Origin of the sequence: Candidatus Enterococcus ikei, from assembly GCF_017316105.1 — a bacterium.
Taxonomy (GTDB): Bacteria; Bacillota; Bacilli; order Lactobacillales; family Enterococcaceae; genus Enterococcus_L; species Enterococcus_L ikei.
The window spans coordinates 1-25,048 of record NZ_JAFLWD010000033.1 but is presented as its reverse complement, the minus strand read 5'-3'; the positions used below and the strand labels follow the sequence as shown (position 1 = coordinate 25,048).

General features: G+C 36.2%; 24 protein-coding genes. 17 read left to right on the top strand and 7 right to left on the bottom strand.

Annotation, left to right across the window (positions count from 1 at the left end; genetic code table 11):
* Nucleotides 1-28: 28 nt before the first annotated feature.
* From JZO69_RS12610 to nagA, 8 genes are all read left to right on the top strand, one after another.
* A complete protein-coding gene (locus JZO69_RS12610; RefSeq protein ID WP_207113227.1) occupies nt 29-292 on the top strand; it encodes a hypothetical protein in 264 nt (87 codons plus the stop codon).
* Between the two features lie 184 nt (nt 293-476).
* The gene (locus JZO69_RS12605) at nt 477-1,679 is read left to right on the top strand and encodes an MFS transporter (RefSeq protein ID WP_207113226.1); all 1,203 of its coding nucleotides are present in this window, start codon (nt 477-479) and stop codon (nt 1,677-1,679) included.
* Nucleotides 1,679-2,341, top strand: a complete 663-nt coding sequence (gene sdaAB, locus JZO69_RS12600; RefSeq protein WP_207113225.1) for an L-serine ammonia-lyase, iron-sulfur-dependent subunit beta — start codon at nt 1,679-1,681, stop codon at nt 2,339-2,341. Before JZO69_RS12605 ends, sdaAB begins: the two co-directional genes overlap by 1 nt.
* A 19-nt stretch (nt 2,342-2,360) precedes the next feature.
* A complete protein-coding gene (sdaAA, locus tag JZO69_RS12595; RefSeq protein WP_207113224.1) occupies nt 2,361-3,236 on the top strand; it encodes an L-serine ammonia-lyase, iron-sulfur-dependent, subunit alpha in 876 nt (291 codons plus the stop codon).
* 65 nt (nt 3,237-3,301) lie between these two features.
* Complete coding sequence (locus JZO69_RS12590) at nt 3,302-4,732, top strand: amidohydrolase (protein ID WP_207113223.1); 1,431 nt, start codon at nt 3,302-3,304, stop codon at nt 4,730-4,732.
* A 206-nt stretch (nt 4,733-4,938) separates the two neighbouring features.
* Nucleotides 4,939-5,511, top strand: coding sequence for a hypothetical protein (locus JZO69_RS12585; RefSeq protein ID WP_207113222.1), 573 nt, complete (start codon nt 4,939-4,941; stop codon nt 5,509-5,511).
* A 107-nt stretch (nt 5,512-5,618) separates the two neighbouring features.
* Complete coding sequence (locus JZO69_RS12580) at nt 5,619-6,389, top strand: DeoR/GlpR family DNA-binding transcription regulator (RefSeq protein WP_207113221.1); 771 nt, start codon at nt 5,619-5,621, stop codon at nt 6,387-6,389.
* Nucleotides 6,386-7,531 (top strand): N-acetylglucosamine-6-phosphate deacetylase, encoded by a 1,146-nt coding sequence (gene nagA / locus JZO69_RS12575; protein WP_207113220.1) that lies wholly within the window; start codon nt 6,386-6,388, stop codon nt 7,529-7,531. The genes JZO69_RS12580 and nagA overlap by 4 nt, the downstream gene beginning before the upstream one ends.
* Nucleotides 7,532-7,573: 42 nt before the next feature.
* Here the strand turns inward: nagA and JZO69_RS12570 are convergent, their stop codons facing one another.
* Complete coding sequence (locus JZO69_RS12570) at nt 7,574-8,365, bottom strand: MerR family transcriptional regulator (RefSeq protein ID WP_207113219.1); 792 nt, start codon at nt 8,363-8,365, stop codon at nt 7,574-7,576.
* Nucleotides 8,366-8,483: 118 nt separating this feature from the next.
* Between JZO69_RS12570 and JZO69_RS12565 the strand changes: the two genes are divergently transcribed.
* Entirely contained in the window at nt 8,484-8,993 is a 510-nt protein-coding gene (locus JZO69_RS12565) for a ClbS/DfsB family four-helix bundle protein (protein WP_207113218.1), read from the top strand.
* Between the two features lie 86 nt (nt 8,994-9,079).
* On the opposite strand, the gene JZO69_RS12560 is transcribed toward JZO69_RS12565, so the two are convergent.
* From JZO69_RS12560 to JZO69_RS12540, 5 genes are all read right to left on the bottom strand, one after another.
* Complete coding sequence (locus JZO69_RS12560; RefSeq protein WP_277989631.1) at nt 9,080-10,009, bottom strand: class C sortase; 930 nt, start codon at nt 10,007-10,009, stop codon at nt 9,080-9,082.
* A gap of 110 nt (nt 10,010-10,119) precedes the next feature.
* Nucleotides 10,120-11,883, bottom strand: coding sequence for a SpaH/EbpB family LPXTG-anchored major pilin (locus JZO69_RS12555; protein ID WP_207113217.1), 1,764 nt, complete (start codon nt 11,881-11,883; stop codon nt 10,120-10,122).
* A 368-nt stretch (nt 11,884-12,251) separates the two neighbouring features.
* Nucleotides 12,252-13,076 carry a VanW family protein gene (locus tag JZO69_RS12550; protein ID WP_207113216.1) on the bottom strand — a complete coding sequence of 275 codons (825 nt, stop codon included), beginning with the start codon at nt 13,074-13,076 and terminating at the stop codon, nt 12,252-12,254.
* Between the two features lie 231 nt (nt 13,077-13,307).
* Nucleotides 13,308-13,958, bottom strand: a complete 651-nt coding sequence (pgmB, locus tag JZO69_RS12545; protein WP_207113215.1) for a beta-phosphoglucomutase — start codon at nt 13,956-13,958, stop codon at nt 13,308-13,310.
* 20 nt (nt 13,959-13,978) lie between these two features.
* The gene (locus JZO69_RS12540) at nt 13,979-16,654 is read right to left on the bottom strand and encodes a glycoside hydrolase family 65 protein (RefSeq protein ID WP_430733260.1); all 2,676 of its coding nucleotides are present in this window, start codon (nt 16,652-16,654) and stop codon (nt 13,979-13,981) included.
* Nucleotides 16,655-16,895: 241 nt separating this feature from the next.
* Here JZO69_RS12540 and treR point away from each other — a divergent pair, with 241 nt between their 5' ends.
* From treR to JZO69_RS12525, 3 genes are read left to right on the top strand one after another with little or no spacing between them, the layout of a single operon-like run.
* A complete protein-coding gene (gene treR / locus JZO69_RS12535) occupies nt 16,896-17,609 on the top strand; it encodes a trehalose operon repressor (RefSeq protein WP_207113213.1) in 714 nt (237 codons plus the stop codon).
* Nucleotides 17,610-17,642: 33 nt separating this feature from the next.
* A complete protein-coding gene (locus JZO69_RS12530) occupies nt 17,643-18,428 on the top strand; it encodes a sulfite exporter TauE/SafE family protein (RefSeq protein ID WP_207113212.1) in 786 nt (261 codons plus the stop codon).
* A 13-nt stretch (nt 18,429-18,441) separates the two neighbouring features.
* The gene (locus JZO69_RS12525) at nt 18,442-18,870 is read left to right on the top strand and encodes a GNAT family N-acetyltransferase (RefSeq protein WP_207113211.1); all 429 of its coding nucleotides are present in this window, start codon (nt 18,442-18,444) and stop codon (nt 18,868-18,870) included.
* 56 nt (nt 18,871-18,926) lie between these two features.
* Here the strand turns inward: JZO69_RS12525 and mscL are convergent, their stop codons facing one another.
* On the bottom strand, nt 18,927-19,373 hold the full coding sequence (gene mscL, locus JZO69_RS12520) for a large conductance mechanosensitive channel protein MscL (RefSeq protein WP_207113210.1): 447 nt from the start codon (nt 19,371-19,373) through the stop codon (nt 18,927-18,929).
* 204 nt (nt 19,374-19,577) lie between these two features.
* Here mscL and yfmF point away from each other — a divergent pair, with 204 nt between their 5' ends.
* The 5 genes from yfmF (at nt 19,578) to JZO69_RS12495 (ending at nt 24,996) form a co-directional block, all read left to right on the top strand.
* Nucleotides 19,578-20,846, top strand: a complete 1,269-nt coding sequence (yfmF, locus tag JZO69_RS12515) for an EF-P 5-aminopentanol modification-associated protein YfmF (RefSeq protein WP_207113209.1) — start codon at nt 19,578-19,580, stop codon at nt 20,844-20,846.
* Nucleotides 20,839-22,131, top strand: coding sequence for an EF-P 5-aminopentanol modification-associated protein YfmH (gene yfmH / locus JZO69_RS12510; RefSeq protein ID WP_207113208.1), 1,293 nt, complete (start codon nt 20,839-20,841; stop codon nt 22,129-22,131). The genes yfmF and yfmH overlap by 8 nt, the downstream gene beginning before the upstream one ends.
* Before the next feature lie 391 nt (nt 22,132-22,522).
* Entirely contained in the window at nt 22,523-23,461 is a 939-nt protein-coding gene (locus JZO69_RS12505; RefSeq protein WP_207113207.1) for a helix-turn-helix domain-containing protein, read from the top strand.
* Nucleotides 23,462-23,670: 209 nt separating this feature from the next.
* Nucleotides 23,671-24,249, top strand: coding sequence for a CDP-diacylglycerol--glycerol-3-phosphate 3-phosphatidyltransferase (gene pgsA, locus JZO69_RS12500; RefSeq protein WP_207113206.1), 579 nt, complete (start codon nt 23,671-23,673; stop codon nt 24,247-24,249).
* Nucleotides 24,250-24,531: 282 nt separating this feature from the next.
* On the top strand, nt 24,532-24,996 hold the full coding sequence (locus tag JZO69_RS12495) for a hypothetical protein (protein ID WP_207113205.1): 465 nt from the start codon (nt 24,532-24,534) through the stop codon (nt 24,994-24,996).
* Nucleotides 24,997-25,048 lie beyond the last annotated feature (52 nt).

Below are 25,048 nucleotides of genomic sequence, written 5' to 3'. Positions count from 1 at the left end.
TAGATTACAAGTAGGAGGGGGAATTACATTGAAATTATGGGAGAAAATTTCAGATTTTTTTGATGATCAACGAAGAAAAAAGTATAAGAGAATTAGAGAAAAAAACGATGTGCTACGGGCAAAAGGTAAAAATCCTGTCAAAAACGGTTGGGGAAAAATGGTCAATACTGGGACAGGAGGAATGAATCAAGATCGCACCACAAGAGTATACGATGTTGCCCAACAGCAGAAAAATATATCTGAAGAACATGAAGTCAAAGAACGGCGGTCAGGTGAAGTTAAAAGAAAATAAAATAAAACAAAGTTCTGATAAGCAAAAGAGACTAGTTCTTTTTTGCTTTTTTTGTTGTATTTCTTTCAGCATTCAAAATATTAAGACTATATCAAGCAATTAAAGTAATTTTTATTTGTGAATTATTGAATATAATAAATGTATAGAAAACGTTTTCTTATATTTGAACAAATGGAGGAAAAAAATGGAAACACAAGTTGAAAAAACAGTAGCAAACAAAAGCAGTGCAGGGTTGATTTTCGCTTTAATGGCTGGTTACTCGATGATTTATATGGATAAGAGTATGATTTCCACAGCTGTTTTGCCAATGGCCAAAGAGTTTAATTTGGACGCTGGGCAAACAGGGATGATCATGTCGTTCTTTTTCCTAGGATATTCATTGATGCAAATTCCTGGAGGTTGGTTAGCAGATAAAATCGGAGCAAAAAAAGTCTTAATGTTGTCACTAGCAATTATTTCAATTTTCTCATTCGCATTTGGGGCAGTTAGTAGTTTAATGTTATTTATGGTCATCCGCTTTTTTGCAGGTCTTGGTCATGGAGGATATCCACCAAGTTGTTCAAAATCCATTGCTGATAATTTTCCGCAAGAACGTAGAACCTTTATTCAATCATTGATTTTATCCACATCAGGTATCGGTGGAATTTTAGCCTTTACGTTAGGAACGAATTTAATCAATGCAAATTGGCGTTATGGTTACTTAGCATTAGGAACATTATTTGCGGTTGCATTGATTCTTGTAGGGCTATTTGTTCCTAAACAAGCAGCGAGCGCAAAAGCTGGTACACACAATAAACCTGCCATCAAATTTAGTCAGGTTATCACAAACCGTAATGTATTAGTTCTATTTGTAGCCATGTTATTATTGAACTTTTTACTTTATGGAAACATGTCTTGGTTGCCAAGTTTCTTAGCACAAAAATTCGCCATTGATATTAAAACAATTGGTTATTTATTAGCAGTTAATGCTGTCTTCCAAACAGCAGCAACAATGTTTGCGGGTGCATTATTATCTAAACTATTTTTAGGTAAAGAGCGTATGTTTATCCTTAGTGCGACCGTTTTAGCAGCGATTTTAGTTGCCGCCTTTGTGGCATCGAATAATCTAGTTCTATCAATGATTTGTTTGATCGCGGTGAGTATGGTTTCAGTTAGTGCCTTTACAGCGATCTTCACTTGGCCGCATAAAATCATGGACCCATCAATCATTGGTTCTTCCATCGGAATCATCAATACTGGCGGTACTTTAGGTGGTTTCTTAGCACCCATGATTCTAGGACAATTGATCAAAGCTGCTGGTGGTTCATTTACTCTAGCATTTGGCTTCATGGCAGCAGCTAGTTTACTTTGCGGACTTTGTGTATTAGGAGTGAAAAAAGAAGCGTAATGTCAGACAAAAAATTTAAATATAAAAGTGCCTTTGATATCATCGGTCCAATCATGGTCGGCCCTTCCAGCTCTCACACAGCTGGAGCGGTCAGAATCGGTAATATGGCAAGAGAACTGTATAAGCATACACCTAAAAAATTGATCGTGACGTTCTATGGGTCATTCGCTGAAACCTATAAAGGACATGGTACAGCAGTTGCGATCGTTGCAGGGGTTTTAGGTTTTGAAACACATGATGAACGAATTCCAGAAGCTATTAAAATTGCTGAGAAACAAGGAGTTTTTATCGAATTTTTAGTTAGTCCAAAAGCAACAGAACATGCCAATACGGTGAATTTAGAGTTGATAGATGAACAAGAAAAGCTGAATTTAACAGCTATTTCGATTGGTGGAGGCAGTATCCAGTTGACTGAGATCAATCATCATTCAACCTTGTTGAATCAAGATCAAGGCAATGGCTTAGTTTTTACCACCGATCAGTCAAACGTAGCGATTCCATGTGTTGAAGATGCGTTGGAAAGTCCTGCTTTTGTGGAAGTTCAGCAATTAAATCAAGAGACAGTTTTCTTTGTGGAAACGCTCAGTGATATTAGTCAAAAGTTAGTAGCAAAAATCAGAGAAATACCGGGAATAACAGCAGTCTTGCCAACGACAGGCTAAATTAGAGGACGTGAATTTTTTGTTTGAATCAATAGAAGAACTTGTGCACAGAGCACAAGAGCAGCAGTGTAAAATATCCGAAATCATGATCGCTCAGGAAATTGAGACTTCTGGACGTACTAGAACAGACATCATGAATCAAATGACCTTAAATTTAGAAACAATGGAAGCAGCGGCAGCTAAAGGTGTTCAAGGTGTTCGCTCGCACTCAGGTTTAACTGGATATGATGCGAAAAAACTGCAAGCATATCTAGATAAAAAAACCGTCTTAACGGATGATACCTTCGTCAAAGCTTTATGTTACGCAGTAGCGACCAATGAAGTGAATGCGGCGATGGGCATGATTTGTGCTACACCAACAGCAGGATCAGCGGGTGTTGTTCCAGGCGTTTTGTTAGCGTTTAGTGAAAAATTTGGTTCAACGCGTGAAGATATGCTGCACTTTTTATTTACAGCCGCGGCTTTTGGGTTTGTAACAGCGAATAATGCTATGATTTCTGGTGCAGAAGGCGGCTGTCAGGCTGAAATCGGTTCGGCATCTGGCATGGCAGCAGCAGCTTTAGTAGAAATGGCAGGAGGCACGCCAGAACAAGCGAGTCATGCCTTTGCGATTGCTTTAAATAACTTGATCGGTTTAGCTTGTGATCCAGTGGCAGGCTTAGTAGAGATCCCTTGTATCAAACGTAATGCTGGTGGAACATCAAATGCAATCAGTGCAGCAGAGATGGCTTTAGCAGGAATCCAAAGTGAAATCCCCGCAGATGAAGTGGTAGAAACAATGTATCGTGTTGGTCGGAGTATGCCAGCTGATATTCGTGAAACGGGTATTGGTGGATTAGCTGGAACAAAAACAGGAAAACGAATCGCTAAAGAATTATTTGGGATAGATCGCTAATCAAAAAACTGTATGATTTAAATTAAATAGAAAACTGATGACAGAAAAGAAAGGAAGAACTAAGAATGGATGCAAAACAACAAATTTCAGAATTAATTGACGCAAAAAAAGACCAATTTATCGCCGCAGCAGATCAGATTTGGGGTACACCAGAAACAAGATTTGCCACAACCGAATCGGTTAAACCATTTCTTGAAATTTTAGAAAAAGAAGGTTTCTCCATTGAAAAGGGCGTTGCCAATATGCAACATTCTTTTGTTGCGACATACGGTAGTGGAAATCCAGTTATCGGAATTTTAGCTGAGTATGATGCTTTAGGAAACCTAAGCCAAGTGGCTGATTTGGGTGAACAAAAAGCAGAACATGAAGGCGGCAATGGACATGGCTGTGGACATAATTTACTAGGAACTGGTGCTTTAGCAGGCGCTATTGGTGTAAAAGATTTAATGGAAAAAGATGGTTTGTCAGGCACAATCAAGTTATTTGGTTGTCCAGCAGAAGAAAGTGGCTATGGGAAAGCATTTATGGCAAGAGATGGCGTGTTTGACTGTCTTGATGTGGCACTTTCATGGCATCCAATGGATACAAGTATGGCTTGGGGATTGAGCAGTTTAGCAGTTTACCAAATTTATTATAACTTTAAAGGCGTTTCAGCTCATGCAGCCGCCGCTCCAGAACAAGGTCGTAGTGCGCTTGATGCAGCAGAATTAATGAATATTGGGGTACAATTTTTACGTGAGCATATCATTGATGAAGGTCGTATTCATTACGCCTTTATGGATGCTGGCGGCGAATCTGCCAATGTGGTTCAGCCAACCTCTAGCTTATATTACTTTATCCGCGCGCCAAAACTAGAACAAGCAGAAGAAATCTACAAACGCGTCAATAAAATCGCAGAAGGTGCAGCCTTGATGACTGAAACAGAGCTGGAAATCGTTTTTGATTCTGCCTGTGCCAATTATCTGCCAAACCAAGCGATGACAACAGCAATGTATGAAAACTTAAAAAAATTCGGTAACTTGAATTTAACAAAAGAAGATCAAGAATATAGCCAAAGATACTATGATAGCTTAAATGAGGCAACGAAAGAAAGTTTAGTTGCCAGAGCGAGACAAAGTAACCCAGCGGCTAGTGAAGAAGAGATTCAGCGACTTGGAACAATGCCAGTCTTAGATCAAATCAGTCCATTATTCTTCTCAAATGCCACTTCTGGTTCAACGGATGTTGGCGATGTTAGCTGGGTTTGTCCGACAGCCCAAGTCTTGGTTGGCTGTGAACCTCAAGGAACTCCGCCACATTCATGGCAATGGGTGGCTAATGGTAAATCATCAGTAGCGCATAAGGGGTTGTTAGCAGCTGGAAAAACAATTGCAACGACTGCTTACGATTTATTGACGAATCCAGAACTAGTAGCACAAGCGAAAGCAGAACATCAAGCAACAGTTGGCGGTAAAAAGTATCAATCTGCAATTCCGGCTGATGTAATGCCTAAATAAGAAAAAGAAAGTGACTTCGTATCGTTGAAGTCATGACTATCTATCAAAAGAACCTTTACCAAATCGATAAAAATAAAATAGAGCAGGACAAAAAACGATACTTGTTTTTTGCCCTGCTCTATTTTCCTATATGAAATTTCTCAAGTTGATTTATCTCAAAACATAGTATACCCTAACTATAACAAAGCAAGAACAGGAGCGATCATATGGCTATGATGGAACGTCCAGATGAACGAAAAGCATTGGAAATTCTTCAAAAAGCAGAACCGGAAAAATACCAATCCGCGATTCTTTTAGATAAACCAGATATTCAAAATCCAAAACAAAATATCGGTGTAGAAGTGACACAGTCATTAAAAGAAAGTGTGCTGAAAGCTTTGCAGTTGGATGCGATCAATGTACATAACGATGAGCAAATCCTTGGAATTATCAAGGAAAAATACGGAAATGAGGTTCTTAGAATCAATCTACCGTTACCCGATAACTCGAAGAAAGAGGTCGCCATTTCAATTGCTAACTGGCATTCACTCTTTAATTTGATTGAAGCGTATGATAACAAAGCTGGAAAACTCCAAAGTGGGAATTATAAAATATACAAAGAAAATAATTTGTTCATCTTTGTCTTTGGTGAGGATGAAAAAAGCATTGAGCAATTAGCCAAACACATTTACAGAAAAAGAACGAAACAGCAATATGATTTTATCTATGTCTATAGTCAGCCAAATTTATATAAGATTGATCATCAAATGAAGATAGCAGTGAAAAGAGTTCCTATATAGGACTCTTTTTTAATAACTTAAAAAAACTTATATTTTATTTATAAAAACTTATTATTATGCAAATGTAGATATATTTGCTATACTCAGAATAAATCAGGAGGTAACGTATGAATCAAAAAGAACGAATCGCAAAAATTTTAGAGTTACTACAAGAAAAAGAAAAACTAGAAGCTACCGAATTAGCGGACTATTTCAAAATCTCTAAAGACAGCATTCGCCGCGATATTTTATTGATCGTCAACGAAGGGTTGGCAGAAAGGTATCGTGGCGGTATTGCGCTACCAATCATCAAGACAAAAATCGAAGATTATTCCAATCGTTTAGTTGTGAACAGCCAAGAAAAAATCCAAATCGCTCGTAAAGCAGTAGAAAAAATCAGTGTCGACCAGACAATCTGGCTAGATGTTTCAACAACCGTTCAATTCATTGCCAAAGAACTTACCCAAGAAAATGTCCTGATCGTCACCAATTCCATCGATAATGCCATATCAGCGACAGAAGTGAATAAGCAACAAGAAGTCTTTCTTTTAGGAGGCTACTTTAATCCTAGCTCTCATTTGCTTCATGGCACATCAGTGATGACTCAGTTAACGAATTTTTACTTTGACATTGCTTTTATCGGAGCGTCCGGTATCAACGAGGCAGGCTTATTTTACTCAGAATTAGAAGATATCGAATTAAAACAGACAATTATTAAAAATACCAAAAAAACTTGCGTTGTAATCGACAACTCTAAAGTCAGAAATACAACAAACTTTAAACTAGATTTCTCAGAGATCGATTTATTGATCACAGATAAACCATTGCCGAAAACAATCACTGCTCAATTACAAAAAGACGAAGTAACAATCATACTTGTAGAAGGTGGAGAAAAATGAAAACACTCATTCAAAACGTAACCATAAGTAAAGAAACAGGATTAGAATTAGTTGATATTTTAATCGAAAATGAAACCATTTTAGCAATCGAGGCAGCAGAAAATAAGACATTTTCCAATACAGCAGTTGATCAAAGCTTAGATGGTCAAAGTCAATTGCTGATTCCCGGAATGATCGATGTTCATATCCACGGTGCCAATAATTTTGACATGATGGATGGGACTACAAAAAGCATTCAAGAAGTATCGAAAAAATGTTTAGAAACTGGCTGTACGGGATTTTTAGTCACATCTGTTACATCTTCTTTAGATGCATTATTGACGATGATCGATCGGACTAAAGAAGTTATCGGACAAGAAGAGGGAGCAAAAATTTTAGGTATTCATCTAGAAGGTCCCTATTTAAACGTAAAAAGAAAAGGCATGCAAGATCCAACTTATTTAAGAAACCCAGATTTAAAAGAAATGGCTACGATTTTTGATCGAGCAGGTGAGTTGATCAAAATGGTTACGGTAGCACCAGAATTGCCAGGCTGTTTAGAATTGATCACCTATTTAAAAGAAAAAAATGTTGTCGTTGCAATTGCGCATTCTGATGCAACATATGAAGAAGCTCAGATTGCTTTTCAGCATGGCGCAACACATATTACTCATTGCTTCAATGCCATGCCGCCAATCCATCATCGGGCACCAGGGTTAGTTACGGCAGCGCTTGAAAATGATGATATTAGTGTTCAAGCAATCGTTGACGGTATTCATTTACATCCGGGAATCGTCCGTTTATTGCATAAAATAAAAGGGGCATATGGAGTTATATTGATTACAGATGCGTTGCAAGCTATGGGTGTGGGTGACGGCGCTTATGAATTTGGCGGTCACCAAGTCAAGGTGGAAAATGGTGTTGCTCGCTTAAAAGACGGCACCTTGGCATCTAGCACAGTTACGATGAATGAAGCACTTAGACTAAGTGTAGAAATGGGCATTCCGCTTGATGATGCAATCAAAATGGGAGCAACCACTCCAACCGTTATTTTAGGAGAAAAGAAATTAGGAAAGATCGAAGTAGGATATGACGCTGACTTGATTCTTTTAGATAAAGAGTTTAGTGTGATAGAGAAAATTTTAAAAGGACATAGAAAATAAAAAGCGCCCTAGCAGAGTTATCGTAACATGCTAGGGTAGTTTTCATTTTATTGGATAACAAACTTCCGTAATATATAATTCTTCTCGTTCTTCTGTAGCAGGACTAGAATGATAAATGGTAAAGATATCTCCAGCAAGGACGTATTCATTCAATCTAAGCCATTCACGCATATCCTCATGGACTTTAGGCATTGTCGAATAAGCACCACTAGTCACAACAGAAGCAATCAAACCAGGAGAAAAAAATTTTGCTGTCGGATAAATCGTTTTGAGTTTTTCAGGAATTGTGATCATGACTTCAATATCAATAATTTCAGAAGAATCATTATGAAAGACAGCCATAGATCGACTGAGTGCTGGCAAATCTTCTGTTTTTATTCCAGCAAATAATTTCTGCCAAAGCTGTTCTTCTTGATAATAAGAAGCTACTTTTTCTCGGTAAGTAAGAACGAACATATCATTCATGTTTTTTGTTTCTACAGGATGGTTGACTGCTTCGATTGTTGAAGTTGTCTTTTTTTCTTCTAACCAATCTAAATAAGCCAGTTGAAGTTTTTTTTCAGCTAATTCAGTTTCCAGTTTTTTGCGATGTGTGGTTAAATAATTAGTTTGTTCCACGGGATTATCTAAAAGCATGGCGATTTCTTTTAAGGGAATGCCAACATTTTTAAGTGAGAGAATTCTATTCGCCTGATTGATTTGTTCGGGTGTATAGTAGCGGTAGCCGTTGTCTTTTTTCGTAATTTTTGGCTTTAATAAATTTAGCTTATCATAGTGCCGCAGCATACGTGGACTGATATTCGTCAACTCGGAGAACTCGCTGATTTTAAACATGTTTCCTCCTTAAATAAATGGTCAGATTTCTATTTATAACTATACACTTGACTTTGACATTATGACAAGGTTTAAAATAAACAGAAGACAGAAAGATTGGACAGAAAGGGATGGCGTCATGCGTACATATGAGACGAAGCAAGCATTGATTGACGAGATACAAAAAAGATATGAGAAATATGATGATGAGTTTGAACAAATACCTGAATCACTAAAAGATACAAGAAGTGAAGAAGTAGACAAAACACCTTCCGAAAATTTATCTTATCAGCTTGGATGGGTGAATTTGATTTTGCAATGGGAGAAAGATGAGCAAGCTGGAAAAGTCGTCCAAACGCCGACTCCAGAGTATAAATGGAATAATTTAGGTGGATTGTATCAATCTTTTTATGAAAAATATGGAAAATTCAGCATTGCTGAACAAAGAGAAATGCTAAGAGAATCTGTCGCTGAGGTATGTGCTTGGTTAGCAACACTTTCAGATCAAGAGTTGTTTGAAGCGGGACAGAGAAATTACGCTACCACCAAAGCAATGTGGCCATTATATAAATGGGTCCATATCAATACGGTTGCACCATTCACAAACTTTAGAACCAAGATACGTAAATGGAAAAAAGTTGTCTTATAGTTACTAATTTAGACAGAAAAAGAATCACTCGTTCAGACTCCCCTATTAAATTGGGGAAACCTAGCGAGTGATTTTTTTTTTAAAACTTATTCAACTTTGTGTTTTCGTTTCTTTTTTTGTGCTAAGCGTTTTTTTTCTCTTAGTTTTTGTTTTTTATTTGTTTTGTGCACATAGCGCCAGAATAATAAAATGAGTAGGATGATGATGATCTGAAGAGCAATATTTAAGTAACAGCACCAGTTTGTCATTTTTTTCTCCTTTGCTTTTTTTTCTAGTGGAATTCGTTCACCTCTAACAAGGAGACGGTGAGTGTTTATCATATAAGGTGTACAAGTCAGTAATGTGATGTAGTCTTTTTCAGACACTATTTTTAAATCTGCGATATCTTCTGGCAAAACGGTTTTGATTTGATTTATCCTATATTCATGGGTTTCACCGATAATATCAATGAAAAAAGTATCACCTTTTTTTAATTCGGGAAGATCTGAAAAAAGTTTTGAGCTGGGGAGTCCTCGATGACCTGTAAGGACACTATGTGTATTTTTACCACCGATAGGTAAAGACGTTCCTTCCAGTACGCCGATTCCTTTTTGTAGTTGTAAATCCGATGCGCCGCTGTAAACAGGTAACTTAACATTTATTTCTGGGATTGTGATATATCCTAAAACATCGCCTAATTTATTTTGCAGTGCATCAATGACCTTATGTTTTTTGTCTTTTTTCTCAGGCTTCTTTTCATTCTTATTATCAAAAGGATCTTCACCGACAAGCTCACCGCCAGTTATCATATCTTTATTGTAGTTCATCATATCTTTTACTAACTTCATTTTTTCATCACGAGATTTTTGGTTAACTTCTTTTTGGTAGGTATCAATCACACGTGTATGATAAAAATTAGCATATAAATTACTTAAGATCGGATAGGAAAATAGAAGAAAACCGGTAAGGAAAATACTTCCCATAAGGATATTGATGCCAGTATTTTTCTTCCTTTTTTGCACCTGTGTTTTCGTCATTTTCTCTCCTACCTTTAAGACAGTCTTTTTTTAAAGAAGCTGTGTATTAAATATAGACAGAAAAGCATGAGAAATGACTTCCCACGCTTTCTGTTTATCTTCGTTAACAATTATGCATGACTATATTTTTTTCTATAAAATAGGAAGGCTAATCCCATTAAAATCAGGCCAAGAGCAAAAAATAGGATGGTTCCAATTGACCCAGTGATAGGAATCGTTGGTGCGTTTGTGTTCAGAATAATTAGTTGAGCTTCATCTGAATAACTTTTCTTGTCGATCGTGAATTTCTTGTCCTCTGTCAAAAGATTGTAGCCGCTAGGTGCTTTTGTTTCTTCTAGTAAGTATGAGCCATAGCCTAAACCATAAGCTTCAAACTTACCCTCTTGATCAGAAGTTAGAACGGTTGCTTCTTTCTTTTCTTTTACCCAAGTAATTGTTTTATCATTATTTCTTTTTAGGTAAAGAGATCCTTTATAGCCATTGTTTTCTTTAGCATTCGCATTTTTGTAGATAACAAATTCAGCATTTGCCAATGGTTTTTGTGAAGAATTGACTTTTAAGAACTTACGACCACCTGTTTCAACTGCTGGCGGTGTTGGTTGAGTTGTGGCAGCATCTACATAACCATTATTTACGGTTAAGATAGAATTGTTGGAAATAGGTGTACCTGGTATAGCAGTGTGATTGATGACTGTATCAAATGTAATGGTGATCTGTTTTCCGTTAGCTAATTGACTAGTAGAGCCTGGGAAAAGTTCTTCAATAAAGATGATTGTAATGACACCATTTGCTTCGGTTACTTTATAGTATGAAGGATTCAATTGAACGCCATCAAGTGTGATGATGATATTCCCGATATACGTTAAATGTGAGTCTAACGTATTGGTGATAACGTATTTAGTATATTCTTTGATGTTCTTTGGTACGTCTGTAGTGACTTTCCAAGTGACAGTTTTACCAATATCAGTACTTTCATCAGTCAATCGCTCGCCTGATAATGTTGGTTTTAGATAGTTTAGTAAATTAGTTGAGACAACTTTCGTTTCGTCCAAGGCACCGCTTTCATTATAGGCGTGATTTTCAGGTTTGATTGAGAAATCAACTTTACGACCATTTAGTAAGAAATTATCAGGTGAATTTGTTTCAATAAAATAGTAATCTCCTACAACTAAATTGCCAACGATGTCTGTAAAACCGTCGCCATGAGATACTAAATCAGCTTGAACTAAATTATCCGCCTGACCAGTAGCTCCTTTTTTATACAGAGAAAATGTTGCGCCGATCAATGGTTGGTTATCTTCTGTTAACTTTTGTGCTTTTGCAGCTCCTAGCGTTACTGCATTTTTGGTATAGATGTGAACTTGATCATTCCAAGCAGAACCATCTGTGTTCATGATCGGTAGTGAAACAACAACGGGGGCAGCGATTTTTGTCGCTCCTAATTCAGAGGTTAATTCTACAACTAAATATTTATCTGCCGGCAATGTCTTTGTCTCAAAAATACCAGCAGCATCCGTTTTACCAGTCGTTTGTACAATATTTGGGTTGTTTTTCACTGAATTGTAATAAGCGATTGCTTCAGCTTGGCTTGGGCTGGAGCTTAATTTGCTTTTTTTCAATGAGACTACGGCAAATTCAACATCAGGAGAAGGCGCAGCTCCAGAAGGTAGTTCGGTTAATTGGGCTCCGTCTCCGGCAATCGTGGGCAACTCCTGTGCGCCACCAAACTTTAACTTGTGAATAAACAATTTTCCTTCTGTGGGCTTTTCTGTAACGGCTTGGGCATGACTACTGAACAAAGAAAAACCAAGAGGCACCATTAAAACAAAAATCATAAGCAACGACCAAAAATTCCTTACACGTTTCTTTAACATTTGTAACATTCTCCTTCCCGTTCTTTCATATTATGAATTATTTCAAATTCATATCGTTATCTTATCATTTATATTTGTTTTTTGAAAATATAAAGTAATGTTTTTGCTGTTTTAAGTTAAAAAGTTGCGATTTTTTGTTTTTCAATAAAATATAAATGAAATATAAGGCGGATGAGTTTCAGGGAGGGCGTAGGGGTGCGTATAAAAACTAATAGAAAAGACACCCTGATATCCTTTAGAATTAAGTCGACGAAAACTAATCAAAAGGAGAAAATCAAGATGTCCTATACAAGTCTTATCAAAAACATTTACTCTTTGTTTTATTTTTACTAGAATGAATGGCTTAATAGTATAATTGCTCGGTTCATTTAATGAGTAGCTCTTATTTCCAAATTTGTTGTGTCATACAACACACGTGCATGATTTTCTTTGATCATTTTCTTTTCTAATAAATTACCTGTTCTTTTATCGATACATTTTCTGAAAATTTGTCCATTACGGAAAACGTGTCCATTTTCTTTTGAAAAATATTCATTTTCAGCACGAATATGATAACTGTAAACTTGTTCATTGTCTGAGCGGAGTTCACCATTAAGATGGGTTTCGCTGACAGAAATAATCAGTTGATAGGTATTTTTCGTATTATTTTTGAAACGATAGTCCAGATAATTATAAACAATTGATGTCCCTGTCCCAAAAGGGATTTTACGTCCATAATCTGGGAAAAGATCTAAGCCATCATGGTGATGATGTTCAGTGATTTCTAACGGTGAATGAAGAATGATCCAATGAATCAAATTAGTAAATTGGCAAAGACCTCCGCCAAGTCCTGGACGAACAGCATCATTAAAAATCGTTACACCATCTTTATATCCTTCACTTGCAGAACATTTACCAACTAAATGCCAGAAAGAGAACGTTTCATTAGGCTTGATCAAAATGTTTGATACTTTAGGTGCAGCCAGTTTTAAATTCGCTGCTTTATTTTCCTGTAATGTCAGATCTGTATTTCCTAATTTTCGGCGTATCAAAGATGTATGCTTGTAAACGGATACGGCTAAAAGATCATCAGTTTTAGTTTGAGCAAGTTGCTCTTGCTGAATGAAATCCCGAATATTTCTTTGGAAAATATTCTTTTTTATAGAGATTTCATAAGTCAGTGGTGATAATTCGCTAAACAATTTCCTTTTCATTATTTCATAACCCCATTTCCTTTTGTAATTATATGGTAACACAAAAGACTTTTAATTGAAATATAAATGTAATATTTAGAGAATTTATTTTTAACTAATCCGTTTTAAAATGAAAGAACCCGGAACAAAAACTCAAAATCAGTTTTGTTTCGGGCTCTAAATCGGAATAAACAGTGAGGAAAAAGCAACTCCTTTGCAAATAAACGCTTTTTGTCTCTTTTCATTTCTTTTCTAAATAGTTAGTAATTGCTCAATATCTAATTCAGTCAATGAAGCAACCTGTATATCTGCTCCTGCTAAGACTTCTGTAGCAGAAATACCTACAGCGTACATTCCAGCAGCTTTGATTCCTTCGATTCCGGCTTGTGCATCCTCGAAACCTATTGCATCGTTTGGTGCAACTCCGATACTCTCCGCTGCTTTTACGAAGATTTCTGGGTCAGGTTTTCCTTTTTTCAGAGTTTCCGGATCAACGATATGTCCAAAGAAATCAAGAACACCTAATTTCTCTAAAATCATTGGTGCATTTTTAGAAGCTGAAGCAATCGAACAAGGAATATTGTGTTCTTTTGCTTGGGCTAAAAAATCATGTACGCCTGGTAATAAGTCTGTTTCAGAAAGGTCTGCCAGAAGTTTAACATATTCATCATTTTTCTTTTGAGCTAGAGCTTCTTTTTCTGCTAAAGTAAAGTCATTTTCTCGTTGTCCATAAGCTAAAATTTTATCCAAAGAATCCATACGGCTGATTCCTTTTAGCGTTTCATTGAATGTTTCATCGATTGTAATGCCCAGACTTTGTGCTAAATCTTTCCAAGCAATGTAATGGAACTTGGCTGTATCTGTAATGACGCCGTCTAAATCAAAAATAAATCCGTTTTTCATTGGGATGCTCCTGTCTGTTTTTAGTAGGTAATAATCGTATTTTCGTCTGCCGTTAATTGATAAGATTGGTCTTTAATAATCACTGTTGCCTTTTTAGAAGGACAAATTTGCACTGAATTTTTTGAAACCGTCACAGAATAGTGAATCCCTTTATGGTCAAAATTAAACGTTATATCTGACCAGTTTTTAGGTAAGTTTGGTTTGATTGTTAGATAGTTTTGTTTAATATCGATTCCAGCATAAGTGGTCAAGGTCACATAAATTGTTGCAGCCATCACACCTGTATGGATTCCTTCAGCGGTCGTTCCACCTTGAATATCTTGATAATCAGAATAGAGAGCTTCTTGATATAATTTCCAAGATAAATCATGGAAGGCAACTTCTTCTGCCAGCTGTGCATGGACGATTCTTGACAAAGTTGAACCGTGTGATGTTCTGTTTAGATAGTATAAAAGATTTCTTTCAAGATAATCTTCAGGTAAATCGTAGCCAAGTTCCTCTAAAATTTCATCGATTTTTTCTTTGCTTAGATTATAAAACAGCATTAAAGTATCTGCTTGTTTAGATACTTTATAATCATCAGGAGACTGCCCTTCGGCTTTCAAAATACGATCCATTCGATAAATGTTGCCGTATTTTTCTTTTGCGTGTTCCCAATCGATTTCTTTTAAATCAAAATAGCCTTCATATTGAGCGATGATCCCATCTTTGTTGACTTCGATTGATAAATGTTTGCGGATGTCGTTCATTTTTTCAAGATTTTCTGCCGTGATTTCTGTTTTATTAAATAATTTTGCTTGTTCTTGCGTATTTAAAAGTGAGAGGATAGTTTCCAACTCCTCAAATAGCCAGACCACCATTAAGTTAGTGTAAGCATTGTTTTTTAAGCCGCTTTCGGTACTGTCAGGATAAGCTTCATGAAATTCATCAGGACCCATGACTTTATCGATATAATAGCGATTGGTCGTTTCATCAAAAGTCACAGCACTGCGCCAGAAATTAGCGATTTCCAACAACATTTCAGCACCATATTCTTTGATAAATAGATCATCGCCAGAATTATTCCAATACATCCAGATATTATAAGCGATCGCTAATGACACATGACGTTGCAGGATGCTGTGGTCTTCACCCCATTCGCCATTTAAAGGATTTAGGTGAAGTTTTTGCGTATCTTCACTACCGTCAAGACCGGATTGCCAAGGGTACATCGCACCTTCATAACCACTTTCGCGTGCATTTTCTTTCGCTTTGCTTAAGCGATTGTAGCGATACATCAATAACTGTTTAGCTGTTTCGGGAAAATGAAGAATATAGAATGGCAGGATAAAAATCTCATCCCAAAAAATATGACCACGATAGGCTTCACCATGTAAGCCGCGGGCAGTTACAGAAACATCTAGTTCGTTATTATTGAAAGGAGAAGCCGAAACTAACAAGTGATACGTATGAATCCGCAGTAATTTTTGTGACATCAAATCACCCGTTACTTGAATATCTGATTTTTTCCAGAGTGTTTCCCAGGCTGTTTTACTCTCAGCAAATTCTGCCTCAAAAGAAATTGCCGCAGAAGATGGATTTTCCCAATTGTGTTTTGCTATAGATGCTTTGACTTGTACATGTTTTTCAAGTGTATAGATATTGTTTTGTTCCGCATAAAAAGTGACTTCTTGTTCAATGATTTCTGTGCCAATTGAATTTTTTACAGAGCTATTTTCAAAGAAATCTCCTATAATGTTGGTAGTTTGCTGGATATTTATATGTGACTGATTGGTTTGGACTTCAATCATAGTTTTATTTTTTTCAGCCAACAATTGAGTTACATGAAAGTGTTTAGCTGTTAAGTTGCGGTAACGCTCTACATTAAAGTTGTAGACAGAACCATCTGTTGTGGTTTTGACCGTGATATTTTTAGAGAAATTCAATGGTTGGATCAAGTATTTGATACTATAATTATTCATTTGGGCCATGTTGACTATTTTGTAAGCAATTATTTTCAGTTGATGTTGCTTTGTGTCTTCAACAATCATTTGAGCTGTAAACAGACCCGTTTTTAAATCTAGATTTCGGTGTAAATAATGTAAAGCAGATTTTTCAAGCGTTAACCACTCGTTAGTTCCTTCTACTTGAATACTGATAAATTGGCTGTTTGGTGTATTGACGAAGTCTTCATTTTCTACGATCTGACCAGCGACTTCTGATTTTTCTTCGTTGTAAAGCCCAGCAATATAAGTTGCGGGGTAATGTTCTTTTGAAAGTGTCATCTCAGGTGTCGTACCACGCAAGCCCATAAAGCCGTTACCAATCGTCAGTAGGGACTCAACAGAATATTCTTCTTTCCCTGGCGTGTAACCAAAATAATCTAAATTCCAGGTTAGGTAGTCTGTTTTTTTGTTGAAAGCTGTCGTTAAATCAGTCGCTGTATTCAGTTCCGAGCTTGTAATAATCGGGAAATTCAAACGCTCTGAAAAATACTTGATCAAGCTTTCTCTCCCAGCATTCAATGATGTAATCTGAGTGTTTTCAGTATAAAAGCTAGTGGGTATTTCGTTAAAAACAGCTCCTTTTGCGGCAGGAAATTGTTCTTTGATTTGTGCAGCCAACGTGTCGGCAGTCTTGGGAAACTGAAAATCCTTGAATGAAAAAGAGCGTTCAGAGATCAGTTGTTGTTCTTGTTTTTCTTGAATATGTAACATATTTTTTGTGAGTGTAAATAGTAGAAAGTTCATGATAACAGCTCCTAGCTAAGATATATTTTAAACTTGTATAGACATGTCGATGTTTTCGTTTTCATTATAGTACGAAACACTTGTAAATACAAGTGTGAACTTAGAAAAGAATTGTCAAAGATCAATGGTTTACTTAGGGAGAATGCTATTTTTTTAAAGGAGAATATGCTATCATTTTCTTTGAGTATCCTAAGGTGGAGGGATGAACATGAATAAATTTCATGATATATTTTTAGAGCTTGAAAAAGGAATTTTAGAAGGTGATTATCAGCCAGGAACATTACTGCCGAGTGAAAATCAATTAGTCGAACGGTATTCAGTGTCTAGAGAAACGATTCGTAAGGCCTTGAATTTACTGATCAATGCAGGATATATCCAAAAGAAGCAAGGCAAGGGATCGATCGTTTTAAATGTAAGAAAATTTGATTTACCGATTTCGGGTGTAATCAGTTATAAAGAATTGCAAAATGCACAACAAATTCATAGTATTACTAGAGTTGTCGAGCTGAAGGAAGAAAAAGTCAGCGACTCATTGGCGCGTTTGACTGGTTGGAAAAAAGAAGCTGCGGTGTGGCGTTTGGTTCGTCAAAGGGAAATCGATGGAGAAGTAGTCATTGTTGATATCGATTATTTATTAAAAGAAATCATACACGAACTACCTAAAGAGCGAGCGTCAGATTCTATTTATGATTATTTTGAAAATGATCTAGGTTTGGCAATCAGCTACGCGCAAAAAGAAATTACAGTTGAAGAAGTGACAGAAGCTGATCAGCGCTTAATGGATATTCAAGAAGATACGCATGTGGTGGTGGTCCGCAGTGTGGTGAGCTTAGAAGATACTCGTTGTTTTGAATACACAGAATCTAGGCATCGATTGGATAAATTCAAATTTGTCGACTTTGCTAGACGAAGAAAAGCATAAAAAAATGGATCGTTTTCTAGGAGATGAAAAACTTTGTATGTAGGTATCATCTATTTCATTGTTATTATTTTAGCGAATACAGTGGGCGCTATTTCCGGCATGGGTGGAGGCGTGATCATAAAACCTGTATTAGACACGTTACATTTTCATTCATTAGCAGCTATTTCGTTTTATTCTAGTATAGCGGTTCTTACCATGTCGATTGTTTCTACATTAAGGCAGATGAAAAATGGTCTAAAATTGCAAATTCCGATCGCAGCATTCGTTTCTTTGGGTTCTGTAATAGGTGGAATTACTGGGAATACAGTATTTGAGTCATTGCTGAAGTTATTTTCTGATGAAAAATATGTCCAATTAGTCCAAATTATTCTGACGATCGTCACATTGTTGTTTGCCTTTTTCTATACAAAAGTCGGAGATGCGCGTTCTTTCGATCTGTCTCAGCCGATTTGGTATGTGATCATTGGTTTATTTTTAGGGTTCATTTCTACGTTATTGGGCATTGGCGGAGGTCCGATCAATGTGGCATTATTGATGCTGTGTTTTGGTATACCAATCAAAGAAGCTACAGTTTATTCGATCATCACGATTTTCTTTTCACAGGCGGCAAAAATAGTTACGATCGCACAGTCGACAGGTTTTGGACGGTTTGATCTGTCTATTTTATGTTATGTGATCCCCGCAGCAATTATTGGTGGTTTTGTAGGAGCCTTAATCAGTGGCAAGATTTCGTCTGAGAAAGTGACACAAGTGTATCAAATCGTAATTATCTTAGTGCTGTTGCTCAATTTGTGGAATGGCGTTCAATTATTCATTTGAGGAGGTCAATACAATGGATTATCATGTGAAGGAGTTTTCCGATCTGACGACCAAAGAATTTTTCGAGATCGTTAAGCTGCGTATTGCAGTATTTGTGGTTGAACAAAACTGTCCGTACCAAGAAGTAGATGAGCTGGACGAAGTCGCTTGGCATACTTGGCTGCAAGAAGGATCAGCTATTGTTGGTTATACTAGAATCATAGACAAAGGGGAAACTGTTACCTTCGGCAGAGTTTTGGTCAACCCTGATTATCGTAGAAAAAAATTAGGGAACAAACTTATAGAAGAGACGTTGAAAATGATAGCAGAGAAATTCCCAAATCGTTCAATCATCATTGGTGCCCAAGCCCATCTTACAGATTTTTATGGCGCTTTCGGATTTGAAACAATTTCAGAGGTGTATTTAGAAGGCGATATTCCTCATATTCAGATGAGAAAATAAATAAAAAGAGGCTGAGATTAAACTAAAAAATAGTTTTTCTCAGCCTCTTTTGTTTATTATTTTTCAATAGGGTCTTTTTTTACAACAGTTGTTTTTGAAGCATTTTGCTCTACTAATAAATCTCGAATTTGTTCTAAGTAGTCGTCCGTTGTAAGTAGAATTTCTTCAATTTTGTCTTCTTCTTCAGCTTTTGGTTTCTTCATTTTATTGACAGCTTTCACGATCAAGAATAAAACAAAGGCAGTAATTAAAAATGTAATAAGAGCACTGATTACGTCACCAATGTTAAATGCTACACCTTTTACTGTAAAAACTAATGAGCCTAATGCGTCATCAGCACTTTTATTTCCAGTCGTTAGTACAAATACTAAACTAACTAACGGTGTAATCAATCCATTAACGATTTGTGTAACAATTGCAGTAAAAGCAGAACCGATAACGACCCCAACAGCTAAATCAAGAACATTGCCACGCATAATAAATTCTTTAAATTCTTTAATCATAAGTTTATCCTCCCTTTCTCAAATTCAGTATACAGAAAAATTAAAAAAAATTGAAATGAAAGACTCTTACATCAAGGAAAGACAGTTGAGCTGTGCTATAATTAAATAGATGTAGAAAATCTTAAAAAAACATTTAAAAACGTCCAGATGATTGTAATTCAGACTGGGCTTTATTATGATGAAAAACAAAGAGGAGCTGACAAGATGCCGATTGCATTAGCACAAGGGGTCAACTTACATGTTGTTCCAACAGACAAATATAAAACAGTGCGTATTTTGGTTCGTTTTAATACGCGTTTGAATAGAGAAACAATCACGAAACGGACTCTTTTATCTAGCTTACTTGAAACCAATAGTTTGAATTACCCAGATCAAGTGAAGTTAAGTGAAAAGTTAGCAGAATTATACGGTGCAAGTTTTGGGATCAATGTAAATAAAAAAGGAAACTTACACTTGTTAAATCTGTCCATGAATTTAGTGAATGACAAATATTTGGAAAATAGCCATGTTTTGGCTGATGCGGCAGATTTTGTAAAAGAGATTTTATTCTTTCCAAACATTATTGATGGAAAATTTGAAGCTGAAACGTTCCAGCGTGAAAAAGAAAATCTAAATGCTTATTACGAAAGTGTGTCAGAAGATAAACAAGTTTATTCTTCTTTGGCTTTACAAAACCTGTATTTCAGTCAATCTGAAGATCAAAAAATTCCAAGTTTTGGTACGATCGTTGATTTAGAAAAAGAAACACCCGAAAGTATGGCTTCGTACCATCGTCAAATGATCCAAGAAGACCAAGTGGATATTTTTGTTCTAGGTGATGTGGATGAAGCAGAAGTGACAACGTTATTTGGTGCGTTGCCATTTGAAGATCGTGCATCAGGCATTGCAGATATTTTTTATGCGCAACCATCTAGAAATGTGATCGAAGAACGTTCAGAGCAAGAAACGTTGGCACAGTCAAAACTAAATTTAGGTTATCATACAGATGTTTATTATGGGGACGAAAATTATTTTGCTCTTCAAATTTTTAACGGTGTATTTGGCGGATTTCCACATTCTAAGTTGTTTATGAATGTCCGTGAAAAAGAAAACTTAGCTTATTACGCATCAAGCAACATTGATACATTTCGTGGGATGTTAAGTGTACAGACAGGTATCGATGGAAAGAATCGCAATCAAGTGCTACATCTGATTTCAGCTGAATTAGAAAACATTCGTCAAGGAAATGTAACGGATCTAGAGATTCAGCAAACCAAAGCAATGCTGAAAAACCAATATTTACTTTCTTTAGACAATTCAGGCGCTGTTTTGGAAAATAAGTATTTGGATGATTTGATTCCTCACCTACGTTTAAAAGATGATGAGTGGATTCGCCAAATGGAAGCTGTGACATTAGCTGATATTCAGCGAGTTGCAAAATTGGTACAATTACAAGCCATTTTCTTTTTGGAAGGAGAAAAAGTCGATGAATAAAAAAGAATATCCACAAATCAACGAAGTTCTCTATACAGAAGTCCTTGAAAATGGATTGACTGTTTATTTGTTACCAAAAAATGATTATAACAAAACCTATGGCTTGTTTACGACCAACTATGGTTCAATTGATAATGAATTTGTGCCGATCGGTGAAAAAGACTTTGTGAAAGTACCGGACGGAATCGCTCATTTTCTAGAACATAAAATGTTTGAAAAAGAAGATGGCGATGTTTTTCAACAATTCGGACGTCAAGGCGCTTCTGCCAATGCATTTACAAGCTTTACGAAAACTAGTTATCTTTTTTCCACAACGGATCAAGTAGAGAAAAATTTGGAAACATTATTAGATTTTGTGCAAGATCCTTATTTTACCAAAGAAACGGTGGATAAAGAAAAAGGCATTATCGGACAAGAAATCCAAATGTATCTAGATGATTCCAATTGGCGCTTATTTTTTGGCACATTAGGCAATCTTTACCCAAAACATCCATTGCATATCGATATTGCGGGAACTGTGGAAAGTATTGGCGAAATCACAGCAGAGGATTTATATACTTGTTATAACACGTTTTATCACCCAAGTAATATGACATTATTTGTGGTTGGGAAAATGGATACAGAAGAGATGATGACGTTTATCCGTAATAATCAATCAGCTAAAACGTTTGCTAAAGCAGAACCAATCAAGCGTCACTTTCCTAAAGAAACAGCTGCAGATATCATTAAAGAAAGCTCAATCGACATGGCTATCAGCCGCTCAAAAGTCATCGTTGGCTTGAAAGGGTTAGATGAAGTTCCGGCAGATGGCAAAGAATTGCTTAAATACAAAACAACAGCAAATCTGTTGTTCCAATTATTATTTGGTAATACGTCACAAAATTATTTGAATTTGTACAATGAAGGTTTATTGGACGATAGTTTTGGGTATGAATTTAGTCTAGATCGTAGCTTCCATTTTGCTGATTTTGGCGGAGATAGTGATCATCCTGAAGAATTGGCAGAACGCATTGAAGAGATTCTTCTAACGGTGGAGACAAGTTCTGAAGTAACAGAAGAGAATTTATCTTTATTGAAAAAGAAAATGATCGGTAAATATTTCCAATCGCTAAATTCATTGGAATATATCGCAAACCAATTTTCTCAATCACTTTATGGTGAAACAACATTATTTGATACACCAGAAGTTATTGAAAGTGTTCAATTAACTGACGTAAAAGAGCTAGCACAATCCTTTATCAAAAAAGAAGGATTAAGCCGTTTTTATATGTATCCTAAAAAATAGAAGCTTAAAAATTTTCAGTATGTGAGAGCAAGTGTTTGAAGTGATTGCTTTAGTTTAGGCAAACAGTGAGAAGACTTGCTCCAGCTATTGTTCTTAGAATCAAAAAAAGACCGATATTTAGTTGAAAACTTTCAAAATTGTTATCCTAATTAGTATTTTTTTATGGTATGCTTAGAGCAGTTGGGTAAATTAAATCTTCCAGCTTTTGTCTAGATTAATGAAGAAGAGGATTGTATTTTTACTCAAAAGTTTTACATAAAACAGTAAGATAAGAGTCTATTCAGAGATATTTTATCCCTATTTACTACGATGGTAAATTGTATTACTGGAAGAACAGACTGATGGAATCAGACGAAACTGATAAATTAGAGAGACTGGAGAAGATGGACGAGTGGCCAGTGTAAATATAGGAAAAAAATTAAGAGATGCACGATTGCAGAGAAATATGTCGTTAGACGAGCTGCAACAAATTACTAAAACACAAAAGCGCTATTTAGTAGCTATTGAAGAAAATGATTTTGATTCTATGCCAGGTACTTTTTATGTACGTGCATTTATTCGTCAGTACGCAAGTGCAGTAGGATTAGATGGCAATGAACTAGTAGAGATTTATGATGGAATAGATGAAGAAGAAGATGTAGAGACTGCGATTCAGTATGAAACATTGGATGAATCAAGAACACAAATGTATGATGATGACAGCCAGACCAAACGATTTATGAACAGTTTGCCTGCGGTTATTTTTTCTCTGATTGGATTAGCGATTGCAATTGTTGTTTTTTATATCACATGGCAAGACCGTCAGGCAAGCCCGATGATTCAGCCGCCATCCGCATCTGAAGTTATTAGAGAATCTTCTTCAGAATCAAGCTCAGAATCAAGTCAACCGCCTGCATCAAGCACTACGGAATCTTCAACGACTTCTACGTCAGAACCGAAGGCGCCTACCGAAGTGAAATTTGAATCTGAATCTGGCACGACGGTAAACCTTAGTGCTGTCAATGCAGCGAGTCCTGCCAAGCTTGAGTTCAGTGCAATAACAGGACCTTGCTGGGTCGGTGTTTATATCGCTACAGCAGAGAACAACGATAATGGCTATTTTTACCAAGAAACTATTCAACCTGGACAGCCAAAATCGGTTGAGGTTCCAGCAGGAACGACTCAATTGGTGATCAGTTTAGGCGCTTCTGAGTATATGGAATTTAAATTAGATGGTCAAAAAGCAGAGTTCAATCCGAATAATACAGGCATTGGACCAAGAAATATCAACATGACTCTTGCGTATGCTCAGCAGGCAGAACAGCCGCAATCAACCCAACAGCCACAATAAGTAAAAAGATAATTTGATTATAGATAAAAGGTGAGCGAGAAAAATTTGTGATGAGCAATACGTCATTGCACGCTTTTTTCTCGCTCATTTATTGGAAATATGTTCAAATTTATCTAGGTTAGTTGCTTTAGAAGAAAACTGTGTCTTTTTTCGTGACACCTTCTGTGAGATAACGTAAAATGAGTAAGAAAAGAGAGGGGCAATAGGCATTGAACTTACCAAATAAATTAACAGTTATTAGAATATTTATGATTCCAATTTTTATCGCTGTCGTCAGCATACCTATGGATTGGGGGACGATCACGATTGCAGGAACATCTTTAGCAGTCACTCAACTGGTTGGTGCCGTTATTTTTGCGGTTGCAAGTATTACCGATTGGTTAGATGGAAAAATTGCTCGAGCACGAGGATTAGTAACAAACTTCGGTAAGTTTGCGGATCCATTAGCAGATAAAATGTTAGTAATGACAGCTTTTATCGTTTTAGTTGGACAACAAAAAGCTCCTACATGGGTAGTGGCAATCATTGTTTGTAGAGAATTAGCTGTGACAGGGTTGCGTTTATTATTGGTTGAAGGCGGTGAGGTTATGGCAGCTGCTTGGCCAGGTAAAGTAAAAACAGCTACACAGATGGTTGCTATTATCTTATTGTTCATCAATAATATCCCATTTGCAGCAATTGGCTTACCACTAGATCAAATCATGTTGTATATTTGTTTACTCTTTACGATTTATTCAGGAGTCGATTATTTCGTGAAAAATGCAGATGTGTTTAAAGGTTCAATGTAAGACTATTTAAATTCAAGCTTAGTAAAAATCTACTTTTTCTCCTCTATTTTGAGAAGGAAAGCTAGATTTTTTTGCTTTATAAGCAATTTTCATAAAATTTATATCTTTAAAACCGTATTAAAACAGTCTTTTTCAAATTTTTTCATGTTTATAGAAATATTTGATACTACTATTTATAAGATAATAGTTTACTTTTATTGAAACAGTGGGTATAATTTGTGTATCGAAGCTATTATTTTATGAACAGTAGTATTCGAATATAAAAAATTGGAGGAATTTATAATGAACAAATTTATAAAAGGTGCAGTTGTTGCTGGATTAGCATTATCTATCGGAGGAACAGGATTTTTAGCAACAGCGACTCAAGCGCATGCTGATTCTGCTCAACTAGTAGATAACACAGCAAAAATCAACGCATTGATCCAAGAAAAACAAGAATTGATCAACAAGAAAAAAGTAAGCAAAAATGGACTAGAACAAAAAGCTTTAGGTATGCGTATCGGCGAAATCGAACGTGAAATCAAAGCTTTAAAAAATGGCAACACAACAGATAGCTCAACTGGAAATACAACAACTCCTGCAGCTCCAAGCGAAGATACAGCAGCAAAAATCAACGTATTGATCCAAGAAAAACAAGAGTTGATCAACAAGAAAAAAGTATCACGTGATAAAAACGAACAAAAAGCTTTAGGCAACCAAATCAAAGAAATCGAAAAAGAAATCAAACAATTAAAGAAAAATAAATAAATCTCAATGAGTCTATCGAGTCATTGAGATGAGGATTTAAACAAATAAAAAG